27 protein-coding genes, 1 tRNA gene and 1 pseudogene are annotated in these 24441 nt (G+C 68.5%); 18 read left to right on the top strand and 11 right to left on the bottom strand.

Annotation, left to right across the window (positions count from 1 at the left end; translation table 11 throughout):
- Positions 1-146: 146 nt before the first annotated feature.
- Positions 147-229, bottom strand: a tRNA-Leu gene (locus GEV07_09520).
- Positions 230-451: 222 nt separating this feature from the next.
- Between GEV07_09520 and GEV07_09525 the strand changes: the two genes are divergently transcribed.
- The 7 genes from GEV07_09525 (at position 452) to pknB (ending at position 8641) form a co-directional block, all read left to right on the top strand.
- The gene (locus tag GEV07_09525; GenBank protein ID MQA02939.1) at positions 452-1222 is read left to right on the top strand and encodes a DUF2662 domain-containing protein; all 771 of its coding nucleotides are present in this window, start codon (positions 452-454) and stop codon (positions 1220-1222) included.
- A gap of 18 nt (positions 1223-1240) precedes the next feature.
- Entirely contained in the window at positions 1241-1711 is a 471-nt protein-coding gene (locus GEV07_09530) for an FHA domain-containing protein (GenBank protein MQA02940.1), read from the top strand.
- Positions 1708-2526, top strand: coding sequence for a SpoIIE family protein phosphatase (locus GEV07_09535; protein MQA02941.1), 819 nt, complete (start codon positions 1708-1710; stop codon positions 2524-2526). Before GEV07_09530 ends, GEV07_09535 begins: the two co-directional genes overlap by 4 nt.
- A 203-nt stretch (positions 2527-2729) precedes the next feature.
- Complete coding sequence (locus tag GEV07_09540; protein ID MQA02942.1) at positions 2730-3989, top strand: Stp1/IreP family PP2C-type Ser/Thr phosphatase; 1260 nt, start codon at positions 2730-2732, stop codon at positions 3987-3989.
- 74 nt (positions 3990-4063) lie between these two features.
- A complete protein-coding gene (locus GEV07_09545; GenBank protein MQA02943.1) occupies positions 4064-5386 on the top strand; it encodes an FtsW/RodA/SpoVE family cell cycle protein in 1323 nt (440 codons plus the stop codon).
- A complete protein-coding gene (locus GEV07_09550) occupies positions 5383-6831 on the top strand; it encodes a penicillin-binding protein 2 (protein ID MQA02944.1) in 1449 nt (482 codons plus the stop codon). The genes GEV07_09545 and GEV07_09550 overlap by 4 nt, the downstream gene beginning before the upstream one ends.
- 52 nt (positions 6832-6883) lie before the next feature.
- Positions 6884-8641 carry a Stk1 family PASTA domain-containing Ser/Thr kinase gene (gene pknB / locus GEV07_09555; GenBank protein ID MQA02945.1) on the top strand — a complete coding sequence of 586 codons (1758 nt, stop codon included), beginning with the start codon at positions 6884-6886 and terminating at the stop codon, positions 8639-8641.
- 6 nt (positions 8642-8647) lie between these two features.
- Here the strand turns inward: pknB and GEV07_09560 are convergent, their stop codons facing one another.
- Positions 8648-9289 (bottom strand): aminodeoxychorismate/anthranilate synthase component II, encoded by a 642-nt coding sequence (locus GEV07_09560; GenBank protein ID MQA02946.1) that lies wholly within the window; start codon positions 9287-9289, stop codon positions 8648-8650.
- A 43-nt stretch (positions 9290-9332) separates the two neighbouring features.
- The gene (locus tag GEV07_09565; GenBank protein MQA02947.1) at positions 9333-10004 is read right to left on the bottom strand and encodes a DUF881 domain-containing protein; all 672 of its coding nucleotides are present in this window, start codon (positions 10002-10004) and stop codon (positions 9333-9335) included.
- Positions 10005-10295: 291 nt separating this feature from the next.
- Between GEV07_09565 and GEV07_09570 the strand changes: the two genes are divergently transcribed.
- On the top strand, positions 10296-10544 hold the full coding sequence (locus tag GEV07_09570) for a cell division protein CrgA (protein ID MQA02948.1): 249 nt from the start codon (positions 10296-10298) through the stop codon (positions 10542-10544).
- A gap of 115 nt (positions 10545-10659) precedes the next feature.
- Positions 10660-10953 carry a PspC domain-containing protein gene (locus tag GEV07_09575; protein MQA02949.1) on the top strand — a complete coding sequence of 98 codons (294 nt, stop codon included), beginning with the start codon at positions 10660-10662 and terminating at the stop codon, positions 10951-10953.
- A 182-nt stretch (positions 10954-11135) separates the two neighbouring features.
- Here GEV07_09575 and GEV07_09580 read toward each other — a convergent pair whose 3' ends face one another.
- A complete protein-coding gene (locus tag GEV07_09580; protein MQA02950.1) occupies positions 11136-11699 on the bottom strand; it encodes a hypothetical protein in 564 nt (187 codons plus the stop codon).
- 143 nt (positions 11700-11842) lie between these two features.
- On the opposite strand from GEV07_09580, the gene GEV07_09585 reads away from it, so the two are divergent.
- On the top strand, positions 11843-12370 hold the full coding sequence (locus GEV07_09585; protein MQA02951.1) for a peptidylprolyl isomerase: 528 nt from the start codon (positions 11843-11845) through the stop codon (positions 12368-12370).
- Between the two features lie 18 nt (positions 12371-12388).
- On the top strand, positions 12389-13213 hold the full coding sequence (locus tag GEV07_09590; protein MQA02952.1) for a rhomboid family intramembrane serine protease: 825 nt from the start codon (positions 12389-12391) through the stop codon (positions 13211-13213).
- A gap of 350 nt (positions 13214-13563) precedes the next feature.
- On the opposite strand, the gene GEV07_09595 is transcribed toward GEV07_09590, so the two are convergent.
- The 3 genes from GEV07_09595 to GEV07_09605 all read right to left on the bottom strand — a co-directional run bounded on the left by GEV07_09595 (position 13564) and on the right by GEV07_09605 (position 15969).
- Positions 13564-14319, bottom strand: coding sequence for an SDR family oxidoreductase (locus tag GEV07_09595; GenBank protein MQA02953.1), 756 nt, complete (start codon positions 14317-14319; stop codon positions 13564-13566).
- A gap of 8 nt (positions 14320-14327) precedes the next feature.
- Positions 14328-14792, bottom strand: coding sequence for a cupin (locus GEV07_09600; GenBank protein ID MQA02954.1), 465 nt, complete (start codon positions 14790-14792; stop codon positions 14328-14330).
- A gap of 103 nt (positions 14793-14895) precedes the next feature.
- Positions 14896-15969 carry a LysR family transcriptional regulator gene (locus tag GEV07_09605; protein MQA02955.1) on the bottom strand — a complete coding sequence of 358 codons (1074 nt, stop codon included), beginning with the start codon at positions 15967-15969 and terminating at the stop codon, positions 14896-14898.
- Here GEV07_09605 and GEV07_09610 point away from each other — a divergent pair.
- From GEV07_09610 to GEV07_09640, 7 genes and pseudogenes are all read left to right on the top strand, one after another.
- Complete coding sequence (locus GEV07_09610; GenBank protein MQA02956.1) at positions 15968-17029, top strand: tripartite tricarboxylate transporter substrate binding protein; 1062 nt, start codon at positions 15968-15970, stop codon at positions 17027-17029. The genes GEV07_09605 and GEV07_09610 overlap by 2 nt on opposite strands.
- Positions 17026-17532 (top strand): hypothetical protein, encoded by a 507-nt coding sequence (locus GEV07_09615; GenBank protein ID MQA02957.1) that lies wholly within the window; start codon positions 17026-17028, stop codon positions 17530-17532. Before GEV07_09610 ends, GEV07_09615 begins: the two co-directional genes overlap by 4 nt.
- Before the next feature lie 7 nt (positions 17533-17539).
- Entirely contained in the window at positions 17540-19051 is a 1512-nt protein-coding gene (locus GEV07_09620; protein ID MQA02958.1) for a C4-dicarboxylate ABC transporter permease, read from the top strand.
- Between the two features lie 31 nt (positions 19052-19082).
- Complete coding sequence (locus tag GEV07_09625) at positions 19083-19607, top strand: DinB family protein (GenBank protein ID MQA02959.1); 525 nt, start codon at positions 19083-19085, stop codon at positions 19605-19607.
- Positions 19608-19713: 106 nt separating this feature from the next.
- Positions 19714-20673: a hypothetical protein gene (locus tag GEV07_09630; GenBank protein MQA02960.1), complete on the top strand. Its 960-nt coding sequence runs from the start codon at positions 19714-19716 to the stop codon at positions 20671-20673.
- A 60-nt stretch (positions 20674-20733) separates the two neighbouring features.
- On the top strand, positions 20734-21312 hold the full coding sequence (locus GEV07_09635) for a deaminase (GenBank protein MQA02961.1): 579 nt from the start codon (positions 20734-20736) through the stop codon (positions 21310-21312).
- Between the two features lie 14 nt (positions 21313-21326).
- A pseudogene (locus GEV07_09640) lies at positions 21327-21868 on the top strand (GNAT family N-acetyltransferase).
- 93 nt (positions 21869-21961) lie between these two features.
- Here the strand turns inward: GEV07_09640 and GEV07_09645 are convergent.
- The 4 genes from GEV07_09645 to GEV07_09660 all read right to left on the bottom strand — a co-directional run bounded on the left by GEV07_09645 (position 21962) and on the right by GEV07_09660 (position 24140).
- Positions 21962-22543, bottom strand: coding sequence for a DUF664 domain-containing protein (locus GEV07_09645; protein ID MQA02962.1), 582 nt, complete (start codon positions 22541-22543; stop codon positions 21962-21964).
- A gap of 73 nt (positions 22544-22616) precedes the next feature.
- Positions 22617-23069, bottom strand: a complete 453-nt coding sequence (locus GEV07_09650) for a TetR/AcrR family transcriptional regulator (GenBank protein MQA02963.1) — start codon at positions 23067-23069, stop codon at positions 22617-22619.
- A gap of 225 nt (positions 23070-23294) precedes the next feature.
- A complete protein-coding gene (locus GEV07_09655; protein ID MQA02964.1) occupies positions 23295-23744 on the bottom strand; it encodes a hypothetical protein in 450 nt (149 codons plus the stop codon).
- A 78-nt stretch (positions 23745-23822) separates the two neighbouring features.
- Positions 23823-24140: an HAD hydrolase-like protein gene (locus GEV07_09660; GenBank protein MQA02965.1), complete on the bottom strand. Its 318-nt coding sequence runs from the start codon at positions 24138-24140 to the stop codon at positions 23823-23825.
- Positions 24141-24441 lie beyond the last annotated feature (301 nt).

Here is a 24441-nt window from a genome sequence, read left to right on the forward strand (position 1 = left end):
GGTTGCGCGCCGAGCAAAGCGAAGGCAAGGAAAGTCGGTTCCACAAAGACCCGGGAACGTGGGGGGTCCGGGGGGCTCGGCCCCCCGGTATAGTCGCGGCCTCCGGGAAGTTGGTCAAAGACCAACGAACAGGGGAGGCCAGCTCGTGGGCGAGGAGGGAGTTGAACCCTCACGTCCTTTCGGACACACGGACCTGAACCGTGCGCGTCTGCCATTCCGCCACTCGCCCGGGATGACCGCAAGAAGGCTAGCACGGGCCGGCAGAGTGTCCCCGGGGTGTGGGTGGCCCCGATACCATGCTGTTCAGAGGCGGTTTACCGTCGGCAGGCAGAGGCGTGGCGAGTGATCGCGCCGCGCAACGAGAAAGGGGGCGCGCCATCAACGGAGGCCAGCGAGCACGGACTGGCGCGGTTGTCGACGGCGGCGGCGCAGTGCCGGGCTGGGCGGCGCCATGAGTGTCTGGTCACGGTTCGAGCGACGCCTGGAGGGGATGGTCGAGGGCGCGTTCGCGCGTGCGTTCAAGTCCGAGTTGCAGCCGGTCGAGGTGGCCCGCGCGCTGGCGCGTGAGGTCGACGACCGTGCGGCGATCATCGGCAAGGGCCGGGTGCTGGTGCCGAACGACTTCATCGTCGAGATCGGTGAGACCGACCACGAGCGGTTGTCCGTCTACTCCGACAGTCTCGGCACGGAGCTCGCCACGGTTGTGCGTGAGCACGCCGACGAGGAGGGGTACCACCTGGTCGGTCCGATACACGTCCAGTTCCGACATGCCGAGGACCTGAAGACCGGTGTGTTCCGAGTGCGAAGCGGCGTGCAGGCCGCGGACCGCCCCGGTGCGGCGCAGCCGGCGGCTGCCGCGGTACTCGCGCCGCCGCTCGGGCAGGACCAGCAGGCCGCGGACGACGACCAGACCCGCGTCACACCGTTGCGTCCGCGCCAGCAGGCGCACCTGGAGTCCGCCGACGGCACGGTGATCGGCTGGGTCGCGGAGGGTGTCAACGTCGTCGGACGGGGTAGCGACAGCGACATAAAGATCACCGATCCGGGGATTTCGAGGAAGCACGCGGAGATCAGGCTCAGCAACGGCGAGTGCGTGGTGACCGACCTGGGATCGACGAACGGCACGGTGGTGGATGGTCGTCCGGTGCGCCGTGCGTCGTTGTACGACGGTTCGCGTGTCCAGTTCGGGCGGACTACCCTGACTTTCCGCGTCGTCGGCTAGCCGGAGGTCCAGGCCCGTATGTCGCTGCTCACCGTGACGCTCATCCGACTCGCTCTGCTGGTGCTGCTCTGGCTGTTCGTGCTCGCCGGTTACGGCGTGATCCGCAGGGACCTGTTCGGTGCGAAGGTCGCTCCGCGTACCACGGCCAGGCCGCGGGTGCCGCAGCCGAAGCCGGCGAAGCCGACCCGGCGGAAGCATGCGCCGAGTCGTCTGGTCGTCACCGACGGCGCCCTTGCCGGTACTACGCTGCAGCTGGGCGACCGGCCGATCACGATGGGTCGGGCAAGTGACTCGACGTTGGTGATCGACGACGACTATGCGTCGACCCGGCACGCTCAGCTGGTTCCCTACGACGGTGAATGGATGCTCGAGGACATGGGTTCGACCAACGGCACGTTTCTCGGGCGAGGCAAGGTGGGTAGGCCTACCCCGGTGCCTGTGGGGGAGCCGATCCGGATCGGGAAGACCGTACTCGAGCTGCGCCGATGACGATCACCTTGCGGTGCGTGGCCGCCTCCGACACGGGCCTGATGCGTAGCGACAATCAGGACAGCGGTTACGCGGGTCCGCGGCTGGCCGCCGTCGCGGACGGCGTGAGCGGGAACGTGCACGGTGAGGTGGCGAGCGCCGTCACCATCGACGCATTGGCCCGGCTCGACCACGTGGTGCCCGACGCGGAGGCGCCGGACGCGCTGCGGTCGGCGATCAGCGCCGCGGATCACCGGCTGCAGGAGATGGCGGACGCCAACCCGGCACTGCAGGGCATGAGCACGACATTGACGGCGTTGTTGTGTGGCGACGCGGCGCTGTATCTCGCGCAGGTGGGTGACTCCCGCGCGTACCTGCTCCGCGACGACTCGCTGCGCCAGGTGAGCAAGGACCATTCACTGGTGCAGGCGCTGGTCGACAACGGCCAGCTGACACCCGCGGAAGCCGCGGTGCACCCGCAGCGTTCTGTGATCCTGCGCGCCATCAACGGCAGGGGCGACGTGGAGGCCGACGTCACGGCGCACGAGGTGCGCCCCGGCGACCGGTGGCTGTTGTGCTCGGACGGGCTCTCCGACTACGTCGCGGGGGCGCTGATCGAGCAGACCATCAGCGGTGCAGCCCCGGCCGAGCAGCTGGTGAACCGGCTGATCGAGCTCGCCAACGAGGCCGGCGGGCCGGACAACATCACCTGCGTCATCGCCGATGTCGAGGAGGCCGCGTCGCCCGGCGAGCCGATGCTCGTGGGTGCCGCGGCGGAGGACGTGTCCGGTGCCGACCCCGACGACGAGCCGACGGCGCGGCTACGACGGGTCTGACGCGTGAGCGAGCGGCGTGAGCGCCGGCGGTCGACCTCTGGCGGGGTGACCTCACCCGGGCATGCGACACTGACGCTAGCCTCTATCGTTCAGCGTCCGTTCGCCACCCCCAGGACCTCGAGGCGGATTGCCAGAATGCCTGATCGTGCACCTAACTCAACAACCCGAGCTCACTGCAGGCACGCCGTCCTAGGGCAGGGCCGATGACGTTGAGCCTGCGGTACACAGCCGCTTCCGACGTCGGGTTGCTCCGTAAGGTCAACCAGGACTCTGCCTACGCGGGCCCGAACCTGGTCGCCGTCGCGGACGGCATGGGCGGGCACGCCCATGGTGAGGTAGCGAGCGCGACGGCGATCGCTGCGCTGGCGCGGCTCGACGAGGAGGTGCCGAGCAGCGACCTGGAGGGCGCGCTCCGCGCGACGATCACCGAGGCGAACGCGTCCGTCCGTGGCATGGTGGAGGCGGACTCCTCGCTCGAGGGCATGGGCACGACGGTCACGGCGCTGCTCTTCTCCAACAACAGGTTCTGCCTCGGCCACATCGGCGACTCGCGCGCTTACCTGTTGCGCGACGGGCAACTCCACCAGGTGACGAAGGACCACACGCTCGTCCAGTCGATGGTCGACGAGGGCAAGCTGACCGAGGAGCAGGCCGCCGTCCACCCGCAGCGCTCGCTGCTGCTGCGCGCGCTGGGCACCAGCGGCTCGGTCGAACCGGACCTGAACATGCACGAGGCGCGCTTCGGCGACCGCTGGTTGCTGTGCTCCGACGGCCTGACCGGTGTCGTCACCGAGGAGACGATCGGCCAGGAGCTCACGCGGCAGGACCCGCTCGAGGCCATCGCCGGTCACCTGATCGACCTGGCGAACCGCGGTGGCGGCCCGGACAACATCACCTGCGTCATCGCCGACGTGGTCGAGTCGACCACCGGCCTGGACTATCCGGTGATCGCAGGCGCGGCCAGCGAGGCGCCGCAGGCGAGTTCCGCCAGCGACTCCGCCGCGAGCCGTGCGGCGGCGCTCACCACGCCACCGCAGGTCGAGGCGGTCGAGTACGAGGAGCCGCTACCCCCGCCCCGGCGGCGACCCTGGCTGTGGATCGCCGTGCCGGTCATCGCCCTCGTCCTCGTGGTGGGGCTGGTCTTCGCGGCCTGGCAGGTCAGCATGAGCCAGTACTACATCGGCGAGGACGACGGCAACGTCGCGATCTACCGCGGACTCTCCCAGCCGATCGGCCCGTTGCAGCTGAACCAGCTGGTCGAGCGCACGGACATCCGGCTGTCGGACCTACCTGCCTACGAGAAGCGCCGGGTGAAGGCGACGATCGACGTCGACGACCGCGCCGAGGCGTACGCCGCGGCGCAACGGCTCGGCGAGGAGGCGGCCGAGTGCGCTGACCGCAAGCGCGATGAGTCGAAGCCGGGCAGCTCCGCGAAACCGACCACCGGGGCGTGTTCGCCGTGACGTCCGCCGCGGCCGAGGGTCGGCCGCAGGAACCAGCGCCGCGCGTCCGGTCGCGGCGCAACGTCGAGCTGGCGATGCTCGTGTTCGCCACCTTGATCGGCTTGGTGGCGTTCGCGAACGTCGAGGTCGTCATGAACGACCGGCTGCCGCCCGACATCGCCTGGTACGCGGGCGGTCTGGTGCTGATCGCGACCATCACGCACCTGTTCGTCCGGTTCTTCGCCAAGTACGCCGACCCGGTGCTGCTGCCGTGCGTGTTCCTGCTCAACGGCCTCGGCCTGGTGATGATCCACCGGCTGGATCTCTCCGTCGGCGACGGCGGCGCGGGCATGCAGTTCATCTGGACGATGCTCGGCATCGTGCTGTTCGTGCTGGTCCTGTTCTTCATCCGCGACCACCGGACGCTGCGCAACTTCATGTACACGGCGGGCGCGGCCGGTCTGCTGCTGCTCGCGATCCCGGCGGTCCTGCCGGACGCCATGTCCGAGGTCAACGGCGCGAAGCTGTGGATCAAGATCGGCGGGTTCTCCATCCAGCCAGGCGAGTTCGCGAAGCTGCTGTTGCTCGTCTTCTTCGCCGGCTACCTGGTGACCAAGCGCGACGTGCTCAGCCTGGCCGGCCGGCGGGTGCTGTTCATCGACCTGCCGCGGGCGAAGGACCTGGGGCCGGTGCTGGTCGCCTGGCTGGCCAGCCTGGGTGTCCTGGTGTTCGAGCGGGACCTCGGCTCGTCCCTGCTGTTCTTCGGCATCTTCGTCGCCATGCTCTACATCGCCACCGAGCGGGTGAGCTGGCTGATCATCGGCGTGCTGCTGTTCGTCGGCGGCGCGTTCCTCGCGTACTCGCTGTTCTCGCACGTGCAACTACGGGTGAACATCTGGCTCGACCCGTTCAAGTACCCGGACGAGGCCGGCCAGATTATCCAGGGGCTGTACGGGCTCGCACACGGCGGCCTCACCGGCACCGGCCTTGGCCAGGGCCGCCCGGACCTCATCCCGTACGCGAAGAGCGACTACATCTTCCCGTCGCTGGGCGAGGAGCTCGGGCTCGCCGGCGTGATGGCGTTGCTCATCGTCTACATGCTGATCGTCGCCCGGGGCATGCGTACGGCGCTGGCCGTACGCGACGGGTTCGGCAAGTTGTTGGCGGCCGGCCTGTCGATCAGCATGGGCCTACAGATCTTCGTGGTCATCGGCGGTGTCACGAAGCTGATCCCGCTCACCGGTCTCACCACGCCGTTCCTCTCCCAGGGCGGCTCGTCACTGGTCGCCAACTGGGCGCTGCTCGCGCTGCTGCTGCGGATCAGCGACGCGGCCCGCCGGCCGGTCGGCGAGCGCGCCGCCGCCGATCGCGGCGGTGACCGCAAATCCGAGGCCGCTACGGAGGTGTTCACCAGGTGAACAAGCCGCTTCGCCGCCTTTCCATCGCCATCCTGGCGCTGTTCGCCCTGCTGCTGGCGAACGCCAACTACGTGCAGGTCATCAACGCCTCGAACCTGCGGGAGAAGCCTGGCAACAGCCGTACGCTGATGGACTCGTACGCGCGCGAGCGCGGCGACATCGTGGCGGGCGAGCAGGCGATCGCGACGTCCGTGCGTACCGACGACGCGTACAAGTACCGCAGGATCTACAAGAACGGCCCGATGTACGCACCGGCCACCGGCTTCTACGGCCTGTACAACGCCACGGGTATCGAGCGCGCCGAGAACTCCATGCTCTCCGGCGAGGACGACCGGTTGTTCGTGCGGCGCACCATCGACCTGTTCCAGGGTCGCAAGCCGCGGGGAGCGACCGTGCAGCTGACCCTGCGGCCGCGGGCCCAGCGCGCGGCGTACCAGGCCCTGAAGGGGTATCAGGGCGCGGTCATCGCGCTCGACCCGAAGACCGGCGCGATCCTCGCGATGGCCACCTCGCCGTCGTACAACCCGAACAAGCTGACCGGGCACGACACCGACGAGGTCAACCGGGTGCAGAAGCGGCTGGCGAAGAACGACAACGCTCCCCTGGTGAACCGGCCACTACAGGGCCGGTACCCGCCGGGGTCGACGTTCAAGCTGGTCACGGCCGCGGCCGCGCTGTCCAGCGGCAAGTACTCGCCGGACACCATGGTGCCGTCACCCACCCAGTACCAGCTGCCCAACACCCAGACGCCGCTGAACAACTTCGGCGGCGAGATCTGCGGCGACGGCCAGCAGTCGTCCCTGGAGGACGCACTGACCATCTCTTGTAACACAGCGTTCGCGAAGCTCGGGGTGAAGCTCGGCGACGATGCCGTGCGTCAGCAGGCGGAGCGGTTCGGTTTCGGCGACAGCTTCGAGGTGCCGATGCCCGCTGAGCAGTCGGTGTTCCCGGAGGACCCGGACAAGGCGCAGACCGCCCTGTCGGCCGTCGGCCAGTACGAGGTGGCCGCTACACCACTGCAGATGGCCATGGTCAGCTCGGCGATCGCCAACGACGGCGACCTGACGGAGCCGCACGTGGTGGACGAGGTCAGGGCGCAGAACCTGAAGACGATCGAGAGCGCCGACCCGCAGAGCCACGGGCGCGCCGTCTCGCCCGAGGTGGCGAGGCAGCTCACCAAGATGATGGAATCCGTGGTCGAGAGCGGCACCGGTACCTCGGCGCAGATGTCCGGTACGAAGGTCGCCGGCAAGACCGGCACCGCACAGCACGGCACCGGGCAACCCCCGCACGCCTGGTTCACCGGATTCGCGCCGGCGGACAACCCGCAGGTCGCGGTGGCAGTCGTCGTAGAAGACGGTGGAAGCATGGGATCGGAGGCGACCGGTGGGCAGATCGCGGCACCGATCGCCCGATCGGTGATGCAGTCGGTGATCAACCAGTGAACATGGCACGATCGGCCGTAGAGCTGATCACTTACTGGAACGGGACGTGGACATGAGCGAACCTCGTGTGCTCGGGGGACGCTACGAGCTGGGCAATGTCGTCGGTCGCGGCGGCATGGCCGAGGTTCATCATGGGCGCGACATCCGGCTGGAACGGGATGTCGCCGTGAAGACGCTGCGCACCGACCTGGCGCGCGACCCCACGTTCCAGGCCAGGTTCCGCCGCGAGGCACAGTCCGCGGCCCAGCTGAACCACCCGGCCGTGGTTGCGGTGTACGACACCGGCGAAGAGATGGTCGACAGCACGGCGACCCCGTACATCGTGATGGAGTACGTGGAGGGCCAGACGCTGCGCGACGTCCTCCAGGACACCCAGCGGCTGATGCCTGACCGTGCACTGGAGATCACCGCCGGTGTGCTCAAGGCGCTGTCGTACAGCCACCGGATGGGCATCATCCACCGCGACATCAAGCCGGCGAACGTGATGCTCACCGGTTCCGGTGAGATCAAGGTGATGGACTTCGGCATCGCCAGGTCGGTGTCCGACGCGCAGGCGACCATGACGCAGACCGCGCAGGTCATCGGCACGGCGCAGTACCTCTCCCCGGAGCAGGCGCGCGGCGAGAAGGTCGACGCGCGCAGCGACCTGTACTCGACCGGCTGCGTGCTGTACGAACTGCTGACCGGCAGCCCGCCGTTCAGCGGCGACTCGCCGGTGTCGGTCGCGTACCAGCACGTGCGGGAGGACCCGACCCCGCCGTCGCACCTCAACCCGGACGTGCCGCCTTCGGTGGACGCGATCGTGCTGAAGGCGCTCGCGAAGAACCCGGACAACCGGTACGCGAACGCCGACGACATGCGCGCGGACCTCGAGCGGGCCCTCGGCGGGCTCCCGGTGCACGCCACGCCGGTGCTCGACAACGACCCGACCGAGTACCTCGGCGGCGCCGCCGGCGCGACGGCCCTGATGGACCCGAGTGACGACCGGCAGCCGGGGCACCGCAGGAAGAAGAAGAGCCGCAGGGCGCTGCTGTTCACGTTGCTGGCGTTCGGCCTGGTGATCGCGCTCATCCTGGGCCTCGCCGCCTGGGGCGCGATGCAGGACGACGAGGGCCCGAGGCGGGTCGCGGTGCCCGACGTGGTCGGTGACGCCGTCGGCGCCGCCACCACCGAGCTCAAACAAGCCGGCTTCAATGTCGAGACCGAGGAGAAGTTCAGCAAGAAGGTCGCGGAGGGCAACGTCATCTCCCAGGCCCCGGACGCGAAGAAGCGGGCCACCAAGGGCAGCACCGTCACCCTGACCGTCTCCAAGGGCGAGAAGCAGGTCAACGTCCCACCACTTGTGGGCAAGACACGTCGCCAAGCGGTCACCGCGCTCGAGGGCGCCGGCCTCGACGTCGGGCAGGTGTCGAAGACGGCGTCGGGGAAGCGGAAGGGCACCGTGCTCAGCTCCGACCCGGCGTCGGGGGAGCAGGTGAGCGCGGGCAGCACGGTCAACCTGGTCGTCTCGTCCGGCACCATCGAGGTGCCCGACGTGGTCGGCGAGAGCGAGGGGCAGGCCAAGGCCGAGCTCACCCAGGGCGGCTTCCGCGTGCGCACCGTCTACCAGACGACCTCGGAGACCGAGGCCGGCGAGGTGATCGCCCAGTCCCCAGAAGGCGGCACCCAAAGCGCGAAGGGCTCCCAGGTGACGATCACCGTCGCGGAGGAACCGGAAGACGAACCTACCGACGAGCCGACGGGCGAGCCGACGCCGAGCGGTGGCTCGTCGCCCAGCTCACCTTGCACGAACCCGCTGGGCTGCGACTGAAGCAGGTCAGCCGGTGGCTGCCGATGCGGTCGGCAGCACCGGCGGCAGCTGCCTGGCCCGGCGGACGGCGTCCGCGTCGCCGCAGGAGATCAGCCAGTTGGCGAGCAGCAGGTGGCCGTGCTCGGTGAGGGCGGACTCCGGGTGGAACTGCACGCCCTCGAGCGGCAGGTCGCGGTGGCGCATGGCCATCACGACCCCGGACTCGGTCTCGCCGGTCACCTCGATCTCGCCGGGCAGCGTGTCGCGTTCGACGGCGAGCGAGTGGTAGCGGGTGGCGGTGAACGGTGACGGCAGCCCGCCGAGCACCCCCTGGCTCTCGTGGTGCACCTGGCTGACCTTGCCGTGCAGCAGCTCAGGCGCCTGGCTGACGGTGGCACCGAACGCCGCGCCGAGCGCCTGGTGGCCGAGACACACGCCGAGCAGCGGCTTGCCGGTCGCCACCGCGTACTCGACCATGGCGACCGAGACGCCGGCGTCCTCCGGGGTGCCTGGGCCGGGCGAGACCAGGATGCCGTCGAAGTCGAAAGCCTCCTCCGGGGTCACCTCGTCGTTGCGCCGCACCTCGCAGGCCACACCGAGCTGCTGCAGGTACTGGACCAGGTTGTAAACGAAGCTGTCGTAGTTGTCCACGACGATCACACGTGCCACTGGCGCATTGTGACACGCCGGCGCCGGTTACGACTCCGCACATCTAAGAACTCGGGCCGTTGGCGTGCTTCAGGTCCAGGGTGCCTTCGTAGCCGGGGATCGTCGTGGTGCCGAGCCGCTCGACCTTGTACACCAGCCCGTACGTGTCCACGTACTGCTTGTAGAGCCGGACACCGGGTTCCCTGCCCAGCGCGGCGAGCAGCTTGTCGGTGTCGCCGACGGCGGTGACGGTGAACGGCGGCGAGTAGACCTTGCCGCCGAGCAACAGGGTGTTGCCGACGCAGCGCACCGCGCTGGTGGAGATCAACCGCTGGTCCATCACCTGCACCGCACTCGCGCCACCCACCCACATGGCGTTGACGACGGCCTGCACGTCCTGCTGGTGCACCACCAGGTAGTCAGGGGGCACGCTGCCCGGGTCGCGGCTGCGGGACCGCGGCGCGTCGTCCAGGGAGATCCGCACCGTCTCGCCGGTGACCGGCTCGAGTCCGACGGTCTTGCCCAGGTCGTCCGAGCGGCGCTGCGCCTCGGCGGTGACCTTGTCGTCGCGTGCCCGGGTACGACTCGCGCGGTCGACGTCGCGCTGCAGCTGCTCGACCTGCTTGTCGTACGCCTTGACCTTGCGGTTCTCCTGGTTGACCAGCCCGGACAGCTCCTCCTGCCGGCCACTGCCGACGTCGGACCTGGCGCTGCTCGCGCCGGTGCCGAAGAGCATCCCCGCAACCAGCAGCACCGCCGGTACGGCGTACCGCCACGACAAGCGGTCATCACGTGCCACGCGCACCCTCCCCGTCTGCGCGAACGGTGGGGCCGGTCACCGTGCCCCACCGCGGCGCGGGGCCGAGTGGGCACGGCCCCCCGATCAACAGCTACGCTACCTAGTAAGTGCGGCCGAGGAGAACCTACTGGGTGGAGTTCACTTCGTCGCGCTGTGCAACGTCCCAGGTCGGGGCGGGACGTCACCGGCCGCGGCCTGGTGGGAACCAACGCTAGGAGACCGGATCACATGCCCAAGTCACGCGCCCGCAAGAAGGCGGTCTACACCCCGCCGCAGCGGTCGAAGGCGAAGGAGCCCAGTCCAGCCTGGCTCGTGCCGAGCATGCTCGCCCTGTGGTTCATCGGGGTCGCGTGGATCGTGGTCTACTACGTCGCGGGCGACCAGGTGCCCGGCATGAAGGACCTGGACCGGCTCAACCTGGCCGTCGGGTTCGGCCTGGTCGTCATCGGGTTCATCATGTCCACCAGGTGGCGCTAGCCCGTACCCCGACCCCACGTACCACCGCGCGTCCGGTGCGAGGACGCCGCGGATCAGGGTCTGACCAGGGTGGTTCCCGATGGTCGTGGCCTCGCCGGCCGAGCATGCTTGAGCCATGGACACGACACAGACCAGCTACCAGAACGCAGCTCCAGAGCTTGCGACCACCGCACCTGAAGCCGGAGCAACCGGCAAGTTCCGCCGCTCCCGCGAGCACAAGCTGCTCGGCGGTGTGTGTGGCGGGATCGCAACCAAGTTCAACTTCGACGTCGCCCTGGTCCGCGTCATCGCGGTCATCCTGGCGATCGTCACCAACGGCATCGGCGCACTCGTGTACCTCGCCGCTTGGCTGATCATCCCGGAAGAGGGCAACGACTCCGCTCCACTGGCGAGCGCGCTACGTCGCTGACCCGGCCGACCCGGAACTCACCTACAGGTCCCCCACCCAACTGGGTTCCAGGTTTACGCGGTCAGCGAACGCGGGCCGTGCCCAGTGCCGGGGCACATGGGTACGGCCCGCACACCGGAGGCACGATGGCGAGACTCGGGGCTCGTCCATCGTGCCTTCGGTCTATCCGGCCTCGTTCGGCCTCAGTTATCGGGATCCGTGTTCGGCATCGCCGGCTGGCCGGGATCCGCGTCCGCCCGCTCGGTCGCGGGCGCATGCTTTCCGGCCGTGCCGTTTGTGTTCTCGCTGTGGCCGAAGTCGTCGGCCGGCAGCGAGTAGTAATCGAAGCCGTCCGCGTTCCTGCGCGACCACACCGCGGCGGCGGCGCCACCGGCGACCGCCACCCCCAGCAAGATCAGCAGGGTCTTCCGCACCCGCCGCTTCTTCTTCGGCGGCGGCGGTACGTCCGCACCCCGCAGTGCAGCCACGGCACGGCTGCCGCGAGACTTCGCCTCGTGCAGCGTTGGGCCTGCGGCCTCGGTCGCCTGGTTGACGACGCTCTGCACCCGCGGCACGACCTCGGCGTTGACCGTGTCGACTGCGGTTTCGAGCCGAGGAGCAGCCCAGTCACGCGCCTCGCCTGCCTTGGTGAACGCGAGCTCCTTTGCGGAGCCAAGCCGCGGTGACGCCCAGTCGGACGCAGCACTTGCCCCCTTGGCTGCCGCCTTCTTCGCTCTAGCGCCCTTGGATTTATCCTTCAGGGCCACCGGGAACCTCCCCTGACTACCTGTCGTTTTGCATAGGCCTGGTTCTCGCATCTCCTCGGGTAACCCTCCTCAATAAGGGTTCCCCGGTGTCGTGCGAAGATGCAGACCCAATACCGATCCTTTCACGAACCCCGGAGGGCTGCGTGTCCGACGCGCTCTACGCAACCATGCACACGTCCAAGGGCCAAATCGAGCTCCAGCTGTTCCCCAACCGTGCCCCCAAGACGGTACGTAATTTCGTTGAGTTGGCTGAGGGTAGCAGGGAGTGGCTGAATCCCGAGACACGTGAGAACACCACGGAGCCGCTGTACAGCGGGACGGTCTTCCACCGCGTCATCGACAACTTCATGATCCAAGGCGGCGACCCGCAGGGCGACGGCCGCGGCGGCCCGGGCTACGAATTCGAGGACGAGTTCCACCCTGAGCTCGTCTTCGACAAGAAGTACCTGCTTGCCATGGCGAATGCCGGACCGGGCACCAACGGGTCGCAGTTCTTCATCACCACGGGCGCGCCGCTGCCGCACCTGAACCGGCGGCACACCATCTTCGGCGAGGTGACCGCGGGATTCGACATCGTGGACGCCATCGGCTCCACGGAGACCGACCGGATGGACCGTCCCGTCGACGACGTGATGGTCGAGCAGATCGTGATCGAACGCCGTCCGGCCTGATCCCCTACCGCCAGCGCGATGACAGCAGCAGACGAGCCGACGACCGGCGCGGTGCCGACGTGTTACCGGCACCCCGACCGGGAGACCTATCTGCGCTGTACCCGCTGTGAACGGCCGATCTGCCCGGACTGCATGCGCGAAGCTCCGGTGGGCCAGCAGTGCCCGGAGTGCGTACGCGAAGGGCAGCACACCACCCGTACACCCAGGACCGTGTTCGGCGGCGTCTCCGTGTCGGGCACGACCTGGGTGACCTGGGCGTTCCTGGGCATCAACGTGCTGGTCTACCTCGCCACCCTGGGCGTCGTCGGGCTCGCCGAGCAGCTCGCGGTCTACGGCGTGGGCATCGCGCAGGGCGAGTGGTACCGGGCGCTCACGGGCACGTTCCTGCACACCGCCTGGTGGCACATCCTGGTGAACATGTACGCGCTGTTCATCGTCGGGCCGCACCTCGAGCGGATGCTCGGGCACTGGCGGTTCGCCGTGCTATACCTGGTCTCCGCACTGTCCGGCTCGGCCCTCTCACTGGCCGTCACCGGGCTGGGGACGCTCTCGCTGGGCGCGTCCGGGGCCATCTACGGCCTGTTCGGCGCCGTCTTCATGGTGTTCCGCCGGCTGCGCCTGGACACCCGGTGGATCATCACCACGATCGCCATCAACCTGGTCATCACGTTCATCTTCGTAAACGCGATCGACTGGAAGGGCCACGTCGGTGGCCTGATCGCTGGCGTGCTCGTGGCCGCCGGCTACGCGTACGCGCCGAAGGAGCACCGGCTGCTGGTGCAGCTCGCCGTGCCGGTCGGGCTGCTCCTGGTCGGCGCGGGCGCGGTTCTCATGCGCCTCTGACGCCGAACTACATCCGTGTAAGTAATCCTCAGGCTGTGGAATGCCTTGTGGATAACTATGCGTCACGCTGGGGAGAATCGCTGCGTCGCCCTCCGACTGTGGATCGCGCCGATCTCCCCTCGTCAATCACACTCCGTAATTTCCAAACGGTCCGATTCATACGACATGTCGGACGACCAGCTCTCTCTGGGACAGACCGAGCGGGTCAACCTTAGATACCCTCCGTAGTGGTCGTCCCCAATGTGGACAGGGCCTGTGGGTAAATCACACGGCTGTAAGTCTCTGCACAGGCATGTGGAAACTCCTGTGGATAAGTTTGTGGGGACGGCGGACGGAGCAGCAAATCCCGGTCAGCGGGACATCCAGCCGCCGTCGACCGCAAGCACGTGGCCGCAGACGTAGTCCGACGCGGCGGACGCGAGGAACACCGCGGCGCCGGCGACGTCCGCCGGCGATCCCCACCGGCCGGCGGGGATCCGGGCGACGATCTCGGCGCTGCGTTCCGGGTCGGCGCGCAGCGCCTCGGTGGTACGGGTGGCGATGTAGCCAGGCGCCACCGCGTTCACCTGGACGCCGCCCGGCGCGCACTCGTTCGCGAACGCCCTCGTCAGGCCCACCAGCCCGTGCTTGCTCGCGGCGTACGACACGGCCTGGTGACCGCCCTGGAAGCTCAGCATGGACGCCACGTTGATCACCTTGCCGCGGCCGCGGGCGAGCATCGGGCCGACGAGCAGCCGGCTGAGCGTGAACGCCGCCGTCAGGTTGACCTCGAGCACCTCGCGCCAGTCCTGCTCGCCGTGCTCGGGCGCTGGCGTCCGCCTGATGATGCCCGCGGCGTTGACCAGGATGTCCACCCGGTGGGAGCGGAGCACGTCCGCGACCACCGGCTCGATGTCGGCCGCCCTGGACAGGTCGAGGCGACGGCGCTCCGCGCTCCGCCCGGCCGCCACCACCAGGGACGCGGTGTCGTCCAGGTTCTCCAGCTCGGAGGTGAGCACCATGTCCGCGCCGTTCTCCGCCAGGGCAACCGCGATCGCCTGACCGATGCCGGTCGCGGCACCCGTGACGAACGCGGTACGGCCGCGCAGGTCGAACGGCGAGCGCATCGGCCGGCTCAGTACGCGATGTCCGGCGGGGTGATGCCCTCCGCCTCGCAGTGCTCGCGGTAGCGGCGCAGCTTCGCCGCCGCGTTCTCGATGTAGAGCCGGTCGCCGTTCTCGTCCACGTACTCGATGTCGCCGTGGATGGAGAACAGGGTGATCATCGGGTGGTCCTCGTCCTCGACGTCGGCGACCAGGGTGTGCACGTCGCTCTGCGGCTCGTACACGAAGTCACCCGGGTGCGCGCTCCAGTCGTGCTCCAGGTAGTGCCAGCTGCCCTGGATCACCCAGCCTTCTACCTCGGACAGGTGCCGGTGCCTGTTGACGATCCCGCCCTTGGTGACCATCAACAGGTTGATCCACCGGTTCTGCTCGATCGAGATGCGCAGCGGTTTGAACCAGACGTTGCCCGACCCCTGCGGCACCCACGGGATGTCGGCCGACCTGGCGACCATGTCGGAGAGCGAAGCAGCGCTCATCGGGACCCCCTACGACTCGACCGGCCGGCGACGCCCGCCGGCTGACGCCGCCGATGCTAAGGAACCGGCCGGCTGCGCGTGAACCGCGAACTACAACTGTCAGTTATCCGCCGGACGGATCGTCGTACGGACAGGCGACCGTGCCGTCCGGCACCGGCGCGCTGAGCATGTTCTCGAGCAGCACCTGCGCTGCCCTGGCCATGTACCTGCCGGGATCCCAGAACACGCCGACCGTCCGCCCGTGGTCGGGGTCGCCCACCCGCGCGACCCGCAGCCCGGTCGTGTCGGACACCCGCATCGCCAGCCCGTTGGTGATGCCGACGCCGAGACCCGCGCGGACGAAGTTCGCCAGCGTCTGGGGTTGGTCGGTCTGCCACGCGATGTGCGGCGGGCACACCGCAGCCTTGAACGCCTTGTGCGTCTCGTACTCGATGTCGGTGCCGAGCTGACCGATGGTGACGAGCGGGTGCCCGGCGAGCGCGGTCACGTCGATCGGCTCCGGCCGACCGGCCAACGGGTGGTCGGTGGGGAAGACCGCGACCAGCGGTTCCCGCCACAGCGGACGGCAGGCCAACCCCGCGGTGTTCTGCTTCGGTGTCAGCGCGCGCAGCGCCAGGTCGAGCTGCCCGGAGTTCAGCGAGTCGGCCAGGTCCACCGTCGCCTGTTCCACCAGGTGCACCTGCACCTGCGGGTACTTCTTGTTGAACGACGCCAGCAGGCCTGGCAGGAAGGCTGCGCTTGCGCTCGGGTAGCTGCCGAGCGCGATGCTCCCGCGGGTGATCCCCGTGACCGACTCGACCTCGACGACACCGCGGTCGAGAGCCGCCAGCACCTCACGGGCGTGCGGCAGGTACGCCTCCCCGGCATCCGTCAGCACCACCGGACGGTGCCTGCGGTCGAACAGCGTCACCCCCAACGCGTGCTCGAGCGCCGCGACGTAGGCGCTCACCCGCGACTGCGACCGGTGCACGTTCTCCGCGGCCGCGGAGAACCCACCGCAGTCGACGACCGCCACGAACGTCTCCAGCCAGGTGACGTGTTCGATCCGGCCCATCTCGTCCCACGTTCCATCCGGACGCTGGAAAGTTAGTAGTTGGAGCATGCCATTGACCGGCATATTGCCGCCGGCCGAACATGAGGCGTCTTCTCCACCGCGTACGCGGAAGGGAGTCAGCATGCCACAGCAACGACGCCTCGGCAGCTGCTCACCGATCAGGGCAACCAGGCCTGCCGTCCGGCTCGCCGCCTTCGTCTCCGGCCTCAGCCTCGTGCTCGCCGCGTGCGGATCCGGCGGCGGTGGCGGCGACGACGCGGCGGCCGGCAAGGGCTGCGACAAGGCGCCCACCTTCCCGAACCGCCCGATCGAGCTGGTCGTGCCGTGGGCGGCAGGCGGCGGCACCGACAGCGTCGCCAGGTTCCTCGCCAGCCAGCTGCGGAAGAAGCTCGGCACCCAGGTGAACGTCGTCAACCGCACGGCGGGCAGTGGCGTCGTCGGGCACTCCGCCATCGCTAACGGCCGCAGCGACGGCTCGGTCATCGGCCTGATCACGGTCGAGCTCACCATGATGCACTGGCAGGGCCTCACCGAGATCGACTACCAGGACGTCACGCCGATCGGCCAGGTCAACGCCGACGCGGCCGGCATCACCGTGAGTGCCGACGCGCCGTGGAACAGCGCCGAGGACCTGATCGACGCCGCGGAGAAGGACCCGGGCAAGCTCACCGCCTCGGGCACCGGGCGCGGCGGGATCTGGGACGTCGCACTCAAGGGCATGCTCATCGAGGCCGGCGTCGACCCGAATGCCGTCCGGTTCGTGCCGAGCGAGGGCGCCGCACCCGCACTGCAGGAACTGGTGGCCGGCGGCATCGACGTGTCCACGTCCAGCCTGGTCGAGAACAAGACGATGATCGACGCGAAGAAGGTCAAGCCGATCGGCGTCATGGCACCGGAGCGCGACTCGAAGTACCCCGACGTGCACACCCTCGAGGAAGACGGCATCGACTACGAGATGTCCGCCTGGCGCGGCCTGGCCGGGCCGAAGGGCATGGACCCCAAGATCGCCGCCGAGCTCTCCTGCCACCTCGAGGAGGTAGTGGACGGCAAGCCGTACAAGGACTTCATGAACAAGGCCGGGTTCGGCATCGTGTGGCGTAACGCCAAGGCGTTCGAGAAGTTCATGGCCGCGCAGGACAAGTCCAAGGGCGCGATCATGAAGAAGGCGGGACTCACGTCGTGAGCCAGGCACCGGACCCGGCGAGACCGACCGCGGCCCGTCCAGGAGTCGGTGACCTGATCGGTGGCACGGCCGTGGCGGTGTTCGGCGCCGCGGTCGTGGTGTACGCGCAGGGGTTTCCCGAACTGAGGGACGGCGCGCCCGGCCCTGGGCTCTTCCCCACCGTGGTGGGCGGCCTGCTGGTCTTCTTCGGTCTCGTGCTCGTCGTACGGTGGTTGACCGTCCGACTGCGTTCCGGCGCGGCCGAGCGGGGCACCCGGCCGAAGCGGGACCGGGCCGTCTGGATCAACGCGGGGCTCGTGCTCGCCTCGGTGGTCTGGTACGTGCTGATGTCCGACGTACTCGGGTTCGCCCTCACCATGGCCGTCCTGCTGTTCGTACTGTCCTGGCGACTGGGCGGCCGGCTGCTCGTCGCGGCCGGCACGGCCGTCCTGGTGCCCGCGGCGATCTACCTGGTGTTCCAGCGGCTGCTGCTGGTGCCACTGCCCACCGGACCTTTCGGCTAGGCGCACGATGCTGCAGAACCTCGGCATCGCCTTCGGGATGCTGGCCGACCCGACACTGCTCGTCGTCGTGCTGCTCTCCGGCGTCTACGGCCTGTTCATCGGCGCGATCCCCGGGCTGACGGCCACGCTGGCGGCCGCGTTGCTGGTGCCGATCGCGTTCTTCCTCGAGCCGCTGCCGGCGATCGCGGCCATCATCACCATGTCGGCGATGGCCATCTTCGCCGGCGACATCCCGTCGGCGCTTGCACGGATGCCGGGCACGCCGGCCAGCGCCGCGTACACCGAGGACGCCTACCGGCTGACGCAGGCGGGCAAGGGACCGCTCGTCCTCGGCGTCGGGCTCATCGGTTCGGCGATCGGCGGCATCTTCGGCGCGGTAGTGCTGATCGCCGCCGCACCTGCGCTCGCCGCGTTCGCGTTGAACTTCACGTCGTACGAGTACTTCTGGATCGCCGTCCTCGGCCTGACGGCGGCGGTGATCATCTCCCGCGGCTCGCAGGTCAAGGGCGCGATCTCGCTGCTGCTCGGGCTGTTCCTCGCCACCGTAGGGCTCGACGTGTCGCTCGGGTACGCGCGCTTCACGTTCGGCCAGGAAGCCCTGATGGGCGGGATCAGCTTCATCCCGGCCATGATCGGGCTGTTCGGCCTCTCCGAGGTCCTCCGCAACGTGATCGACCCCGCGCTCGGCGCGGCCCGCCGGCGGATGCCGACGAAGGGCATGCTCCGCGAGACCGTCCGCACGCTGTGGAAGTACAAGCGGAGCATGATCAGCGGCAACCTGATCGGCTCCGCCGTCGGCACGCTCCCCGGCGCCGGTGGTGACGTCGCGGCCTGGGTCTCGTACGCCGCCACGAAGAACGCGTCGAAGGAAGGCCACCTGTTCGGCACCGGCGGCGGCCACGTGCAGCCGGTGGTCTCCGCCGGTTCCTCGAACAACGCTGCGCTCGCGTCCGCGTACGTGCCCACGCTGGCGTTCGGCATCCCCGGCGACACGATCACGGCCATCCTCATCGGCGTGCTGCTGGTCAAGGGCGTGGAACCCGGCCCGAGCCTCTTCACCCAGCAGGCGCCGACGCTGTACGGCATCTACCTGATCTTCATCCTGGCGAACCTGCTGCTCGTACCGCTCGGCTGGCTCGCCATCCGCACGAGCGGACAGCTGGTGCGCGCACCGCGTGCAGTGCTGTTCCCCACCATCGTCGCGTTCTGCATCGTCGGCTCGTTCGCCTTCAACAACGGCAAGCTCGAGATCATCGCCATGGGCGTGCTCGGCGTGGTCGGCTACCTGATGGAGAAGGTCGACATCCCGGTGGCACCGATGGTGCTCGGCCTGGTGCTCGGCCCGATCGTCGAGAAGAACTTCATGCAGAGCGTCATCAAGACCCAGTGGGACCTGAGCCAGTTCCTCACCCGCCCGATCAGCGCCGTCCTCATGGTGACCTGCCTGCTCGTGCTCGCCTACCCGCTGCTGCGCTCGCTGTTCCGCACGCTCCGGCGGCACCGCCCCGACCAGACCTGACGCATCCGTACCCGACTGGCAAGGTAAGCGGATGCCCGACTCTCGCTGCGCCCTGTTCCGCTGGCAGTTCGACCTGACGTGGTCGCTGGTGGACTTCCACCTCGGGCAGCTGGAACCGGACGACCACCTGTGGGAACCGGCTCCCCTGTGTTGGTCGGTCCGGCCGAGCCCGGACGGGCGGTGGCTACCGGACTGGCAGGTGCCCGAGCCCGACCCGGTGCCCGTACCCACGGTCGCCTGGGTTACCTGGCACATCGGCTGGTGGTGGAGCGTGACACTGAACCATGTCCAGGGCCGGACGCCACGGGACCGTACCGACGTCACCTGGCCAGACTCGGGGGACGCTGCCATCGCGTGGTTGCGTGACCTGCGTACGGAGTGGACCGCCGTACTGGACAACCTCACCGACGACGACCTCGACGCCGTCGCGCCGTTCCCGTGGCAGGACTCCGAACACACCGTCGGCCAGTTGCTCGGTTGGGTGAACGCCGAGCTGATGAAGAACGGCGCGGAGATCGGTCAGCTGCGGATGCTCCGGGCCGCAAGCTCCCGGTGAAGGAGCGGTCCACCGCCGTCTGTGGGTCCTCGATCCCCCAGGCGAGGGACTGGAATCACCCGCTCGGGCGAATCCGGCCCGGACCATCCGACGCGATGGTGGCGATATGCAACCGACTCTTGATACGCCACAGCGACGCGTGCAGCTGGTGGGTGGCGGGTGCCTGCTCGCAGGTGGACTCGTCGCGACAGCCGAGCTGGTGGGACAGCCCGACCCGGTGGCGATGCCAACCACCCCGGCGTGGCTGACGATCCTCGCCGCCGTGGCCACCGCGGTACTGACGCTGTGGCCGTCCCGTCCGGTCACACGGTTACGCCTGGGGCTCGTCGCTCTCGGCGTGGCTGGCATGGCGGCCGGCAGCGTGCTCGCCGTCCCGCACGCCGTGCTCATGGTCGTGATCTGGGCCGCCAACCAGGTCACGCGTGGCGGTGGGTCCTTCGAGGTGGAGCCCGGCTGGCTGGCTACGACGGCTCACCTCGCCGCCATGCTCGCGGCCGTCGCTGCGACCGCGTGGCTGGTCGCCGCGTGGCGGCTGCGGAGCGGACGCTGCGCCCGGTGTGGCCGCACCGCACCAGAGCCGACGCCACCCGGTGACGGCACGAGGCGGGCGCTGCGGTGGCTCGCCGCCGTGGCAGTCCTCGGCGCCCTCCCGTACGGAATGCTCAAGACCGCATGGAGCCTCGGCTCCCAGGTCGGGCTGGTGGGCCACGCCTTCGACGACGTCGGCTTCGCCTCACCCGGCTTCGGGGACACCGCCGTACTGACGGGGATCTCCATCGTGCTGTGCGTCGTCATGGGTGCCGGGGTGCGGCAGCGCCTGGTCCGCGTCCTGACGTCGCTGATCGCCGCGACGGGCTCGATGATGTTGGTGCCGGTCAGCGTGGTGGGACTGGTGATGCTCGGGCAGGCGGCGTTCGGACTACGTACCATCGACGACACAGAGATCGCGCCGTGGGCGTTCACGCTGGTGTACGTCTGCTTCCTGGTCTGGGGTACTGCGCTGGCAGCGCTCACCGTCACGTACTGGCGGACCACCGCCGGCAGGTGCGCACGCCATGACCGATGAGTTCGGGTGGTTGTCCTTGTCTATAGCTGCGGACCCACAACCGGCACGAAGGGCATACCGATGCGCATGCTGATCTACACAGCCTTCGTCTCCCTCGACGGCGTCGTCGACTCCCCCGGCGGAGGGTCCGGGGAATCTCACCGCAGCGCCGGCTGGACCTTCAGGGACCTCCAGTTCGTCGAGGAGGCGTACGAGATCAAGGGCCGGGAGCAGGAGGAGGCCACGGCGATGATGCTGGGCCGGACCAGTTACCAGGCCTTCGCCCAGGTGTGGCCAGGCATGGACGAGTTCGCTCGGTACAAGGAGCTCCCGAAGTACGTCGTCTCCACCTCCCTGAAGACGGACGACGTGGTCGACAACTGGGGCGCGACGACCATCCTGCGCTCACTCGACGACGTCGCGTCCGTCAAGGAGGGCCAGGGCGGCCCGATCATCATCCACGACAGCGCCACCCTGGCCCGTAACCTCGCCGACGCGGACTTGCTCGACCGCTACCACCTGCTTGTGTTCCCGGTTGTGCTCGGAGCCGGCAAGCGGATGTTCAGCGACACCGACAAGGACAAGCAGATGCTGACCCTGGTCGAGAACGAGTCGTACAGCAACGGCATCCAGAAGCTGGTCTACGACGTCGTCCACTGACCTACGATCAAAGGATGGGTGACGGCGGCCGAGCTGACGAGGAGCTGACTACCACCCGGCTGTCGTTGCGCCGTCCGACCGAGGACGACATCGACGCCATCCTTGCGATCCACAGCGACCCCGCCACCTGTGTCCACAACCCGTCCGACGCCCTCGCCGAACGCGGGGACGCCGAGGACCTCTACCGGCGTTGGGACGACCAGTGGGAACGCAACGGCTACGGCTACTGGGTCGTCAGACGCCAGGGCTCTGCTGAGCAACTCGGCTTCTGCGGCATCAAGCCGATGGAGCGGCCGGGATGGGGGTCCTCAACCTCTTCTACCGCTTCGATGTCTCCGCCTGGGGCCAGGGCGTGGCCAGCGAGGCAGCAACCGCCGTCGCCACCTGGGCTGCCCGGCGCCGCCCTGACGTACCGCTGATCGCCAGAGTCCGACCGGCCAACGCTGCCTCACAAACCGTCGCGCTGCGCGCCGGCCTGACCCGAGCAGAACACCTGGACACCCCCGGCCACGACGGCCTCGACTGGATCTACACCACAAACCTCCCCGACGAATGACGGTGGGGCTTGCTGCGACAGGTGCAGCTGGCTGAGGACTCACCTACGTGTCCGGCAAGGCAGGCCAACGACGGGTCATGCCTACCCCTCGAGTTACTGGCCGATGCGTCCGTCAATCCGCTCACGCAACAGGTCGACGTGGCCCATCTGGCGGGCGTACTCCCAGATCACTCCGACCAGCACCTCGCGCAGCGAGATCGGCCCGCCACCGCTGCCGTGCCGATTCAAGGGATCGTTACCGGTGAAGTCGAGACTTGGCGCCTCGGCCACGAACCGCTCAGCGAAGTCCACCTCTACCCGCCATGCGTCCCACGCCTCCGCAACCACCTGGGGATCGGGAACAGCGCCATCGAAGTCCCCGTCGCGGTCGGTATCGGAGCGGAACAACCGGGGCACGTCCTGCTCCGCCATCGTCACCCGGAAAGTCCCACGCTCCACCTCGGCCAGGTGTCGCACCAGCCCCAGAAGCGACATCGTCGACGGCTCGACGGAACGCCGCGCCATAGCCTCGGCATCAAGCCCCGAGCACTTCATCTCCAAGGTGAGGCGTGCACAACGCAGGGCTTCGACCAGCGTGATGCGCTCGTCGCCCAACGTCGGTCCGTTCTCACGCGGATCGTCGTCAGACGGCCTGCCGTCCGCGGTGAACATGTCGGCTCGTCGGGTCGTGGCCATGCCCAATCATCGCAGCGCGCATGGCGGCCAACCAGGGCTTATTCATGTGCAAGCGTGGGTCTCACGACCGGGTTCACTCGAATGTATCGATCCATCGTTGTAGGCGTCGGGCTTGGCCGGCGATGATCTCGGGTTGCCCGAGCGTGCTGGTGAGGATCGCGCTGTCTTGGTAGCCGGCGATCAGCTCGACCGCAAGCTCGTGGGCATTGCGTCGCCCGATCGCGCGGAACTGCTGCTCGGCCCATTCGAGCGTAGTCTGCATCAGCGTCGCGGTGAGTGGATGTGGTCCTTCGGCATGTTTGGCCAGCTCCGAGGACAACGTCCCGTAGGGGCAGCCGTACTGAGGGCCGTACTGGGCGACCGAGTCCGCCGCTCGCTCGGCCAGCACGCCCACGAGCGCCTTGAGCCGAGCCTTGGGGCTGCGGTGTTGGCGTTCCAGGTCGGCGAGTGTCGACTGGAGCTCGTCGTCGTAGGTGTGCACGACAGCGTTGATGATGTCGTCTTTGGTCTTGAAGTAGTAGTACACGGCTGGCGACGCGGCTGCCGAACCGGCACACCTTGTTCTTCATCCCGGCTCAGTACATGGTGACCGGCGTCGGTGCGCTCGGGCTCGTGCTGGCGGTGGTGGTCTGATCGGCGTGGTTTAGCGTCTCGGCCCGTGAGCGCTACTTTGGTCGCTCACCGGCGAAAGGCATTCTTGCCCGGGCCGTCCGCGAGGACGGCGCACGGTGCCGCTGAACTGACCCCCGCGCTAGTGACCGGGGAACTGCTGGCCCAACGGTGGTCGCGGTGATGGCTGCTGCCCGGCCGGCGGTGGCTGCTGGTCGGCGGTCGGCGGCGGGAAGTCCGGCGGCTGCTGGCCGGGCTGTTGCCACTGTTGTGTGGGCAGCTGCGCGCGGTCCGTGGCCTTGTTCAACACCGCCATCACCAGCAGGGCGGCAGCGGTGAAGTAGAACAGCAGCTCCCACCCCCGGATCACGTAGTCGAGGGTGTCGGCGAGCTCGGTGCTGCTGCTGTGCAAGCTCATCCGCACTGTGTGCAGGGTGGCCAAGCCCACGAAACCGACCGCGATCACGGCGAAGCCGATGGCCGCCAGCGTCGCGGTTCGCGGCGACCGCTTGCGCGCGGTCAGCGCCAGGAACGCCGCAGTGCCGAACCCGAGAACGAGAAGGACGTACTCGACGATGACGATAGGAGTCATGCGGCGCAGTATGGCACGGCAATGCCTGCAGCTGGCCAGGTCCAGGCCAGCTACTTGGGTACGAACCAGCTGACGCCGCTACGCGGCACAGGACTCGTTGCCCTCGGGATCCCGCATCACCCACCAAGGGCCAGCCGTGCCCCCTGTCGACCTCCTGGACACGGCTCGCGCCGAGGCGATGGCGTCTGGTTGAGCGTCTTGTAGTCGAGGTATCCGGTCGGAGGCTTTGGCGTAGGCGATGCTGCGGGCGCCGGTGGCGCGGGCGACCTGGATGTCGGTCGCGGAGTCACCGATGAGGACGCAGCGCGCGGCAGGCGCCCCGAGGTGTTTCAGTGCGCGGTGCGGGCAGCGCTGATCTACCAGCACGAGCACGTCACCAGTGAGCGGGACCGTCAGATCGCGGCTGCCCTAAGCGACCTCGTCGCAAGCGCAAGACCGACCAGGAGGGCGACGACGGTGCCGCCGGTGTCCTCGTGCCGCCCGGCTAGTTGCACGCCAATTGGACGGACATGGATCAGGGGCGTCACCGAGAGCGGTGGCACCCCTTCTGAGCTGAGGTGGAGCGAATCGGACTCGAACCGACGACCCCCTGCTTGCAAAATGGCCGCAAAGAAGGCGTTCTTGGCTGTGACCTCGTCCGTTTTGGCGTTGCGGGCGAGTGGTGGTCGACGGCGACCAGAGTGGTTGCTGTACTTCT

This window comes from Streptosporangiales bacterium (assembly GCA_009379825.1).
Lineage (GTDB): Bacteria > Actinomycetota > Actinomycetes > Streptosporangiales > WHST01 > WHST01.

What these genes read in the sequence shown, in the direction of transcription:
- GEV07_09525 (MQA02939.1), top strand. Translation starts at nt 452, where the DNA reads ATGAGTGTCTGGTCACGGTTCGAGCGACGCCTGGAGGGGATGGTCGAG.
- GEV07_09530 (MQA02940.1), top strand. Translation starts at nt 1,241, where the DNA reads ATGTCGCTGCTCACCGTGACGCTCATCCGACTCGCTCTGCTGGTGCTG.
- GEV07_09535 (MQA02941.1), top strand. Translation starts at nt 1,708, where the DNA reads ATGACGATCACCTTGCGGTGCGTGGCCGCCTCCGACACGGGCCTGATG.
- GEV07_09540 (MQA02942.1), top strand. Translation starts at nt 2,730, where the DNA reads ATGACGTTGAGCCTGCGGTACACAGCCGCTTCCGACGTCGGGTTGCTC.
- GEV07_09545 (MQA02943.1), top strand. Translation starts at nt 4,064, where the DNA reads ATGCTCGTGTTCGCCACCTTGATCGGCTTGGTGGCGTTCGCGAACGTC.
- pknB (MQA02945.1), top strand. Translation starts at nt 6,884, where the DNA reads ATGAGCGAACCTCGTGTGCTCGGGGGACGCTACGAGCTGGGCAATGTC.
- GEV07_09565 (MQA02947.1), bottom strand. Translation starts at nt 10,004, where the DNA reads ATGCTCTTCGGCACCGGCGCGAGCAGCGCCAGGTCCGACGTCGGCAGT.
- GEV07_09570 (MQA02948.1), top strand. Translation starts at nt 10,296, where the DNA reads ATGCCCAAGTCACGCGCCCGCAAGAAGGCGGTCTACACCCCGCCGCAG.
- GEV07_09575 (MQA02949.1), top strand. Translation starts at nt 10,660, where the DNA reads ATGGACACGACACAGACCAGCTACCAGAACGCAGCTCCAGAGCTTGCG.
- GEV07_09590 (MQA02952.1), top strand. Translation starts at nt 12,389, where the DNA reads ATGACAGCAGCAGACGAGCCGACGACCGGCGCGGTGCCGACGTGTTAC.
- GEV07_09595 (MQA02953.1), bottom strand. Translation starts at nt 14,319, where the DNA reads ATGCGCTCGCCGTTCGACCTGCGCGGCCGTACCGCGTTCGTCACGGGT.
- GEV07_09600 (MQA02954.1), bottom strand. Translation starts at nt 14,792, where the DNA reads ATGAGCGCTGCTTCGCTCTCCGACATGGTCGCCAGGTCGGCCGACATC.
- GEV07_09610 (MQA02956.1), top strand. Translation starts at nt 15,968, where the DNA reads ATGCCACAGCAACGACGCCTCGGCAGCTGCTCACCGATCAGGGCAACC.
- GEV07_09605 (MQA02955.1), bottom strand. Translation starts at nt 15,969, where the DNA reads ATGCTGACTCCCTTCCGCGTACGCGGTGGAGAAGACGCCTCATGTTCG.
- GEV07_09620 (MQA02958.1), top strand. Translation starts at nt 17,540, where the DNA reads ATGCTGCAGAACCTCGGCATCGCCTTCGGGATGCTGGCCGACCCGACA.
- GEV07_09625 (MQA02959.1), top strand. Translation starts at nt 19,083, where the DNA reads ATGCCCGACTCTCGCTGCGCCCTGTTCCGCTGGCAGTTCGACCTGACG.
- GEV07_09630 (MQA02960.1), top strand. Translation starts at nt 19,714, where the DNA reads ATGCAACCGACTCTTGATACGCCACAGCGACGCGTGCAGCTGGTGGGT.
- GEV07_09635 (MQA02961.1), top strand. Translation starts at nt 20,734, where the DNA reads ATGCGCATGCTGATCTACACAGCCTTCGTCTCCCTCGACGGCGTCGTC.
- GEV07_09645 (MQA02962.1), bottom strand. Translation starts at nt 22,543, where the DNA reads ATGGCCACGACCCGACGAGCCGACATGTTCACCGCGGACGGCAGGCCG.
- GEV07_09655 (MQA02964.1), bottom strand. Translation starts at nt 23,744, where the DNA reads ATGACTCCTATCGTCATCGTCGAGTACGTCCTTCTCGTTCTCGGGTTC.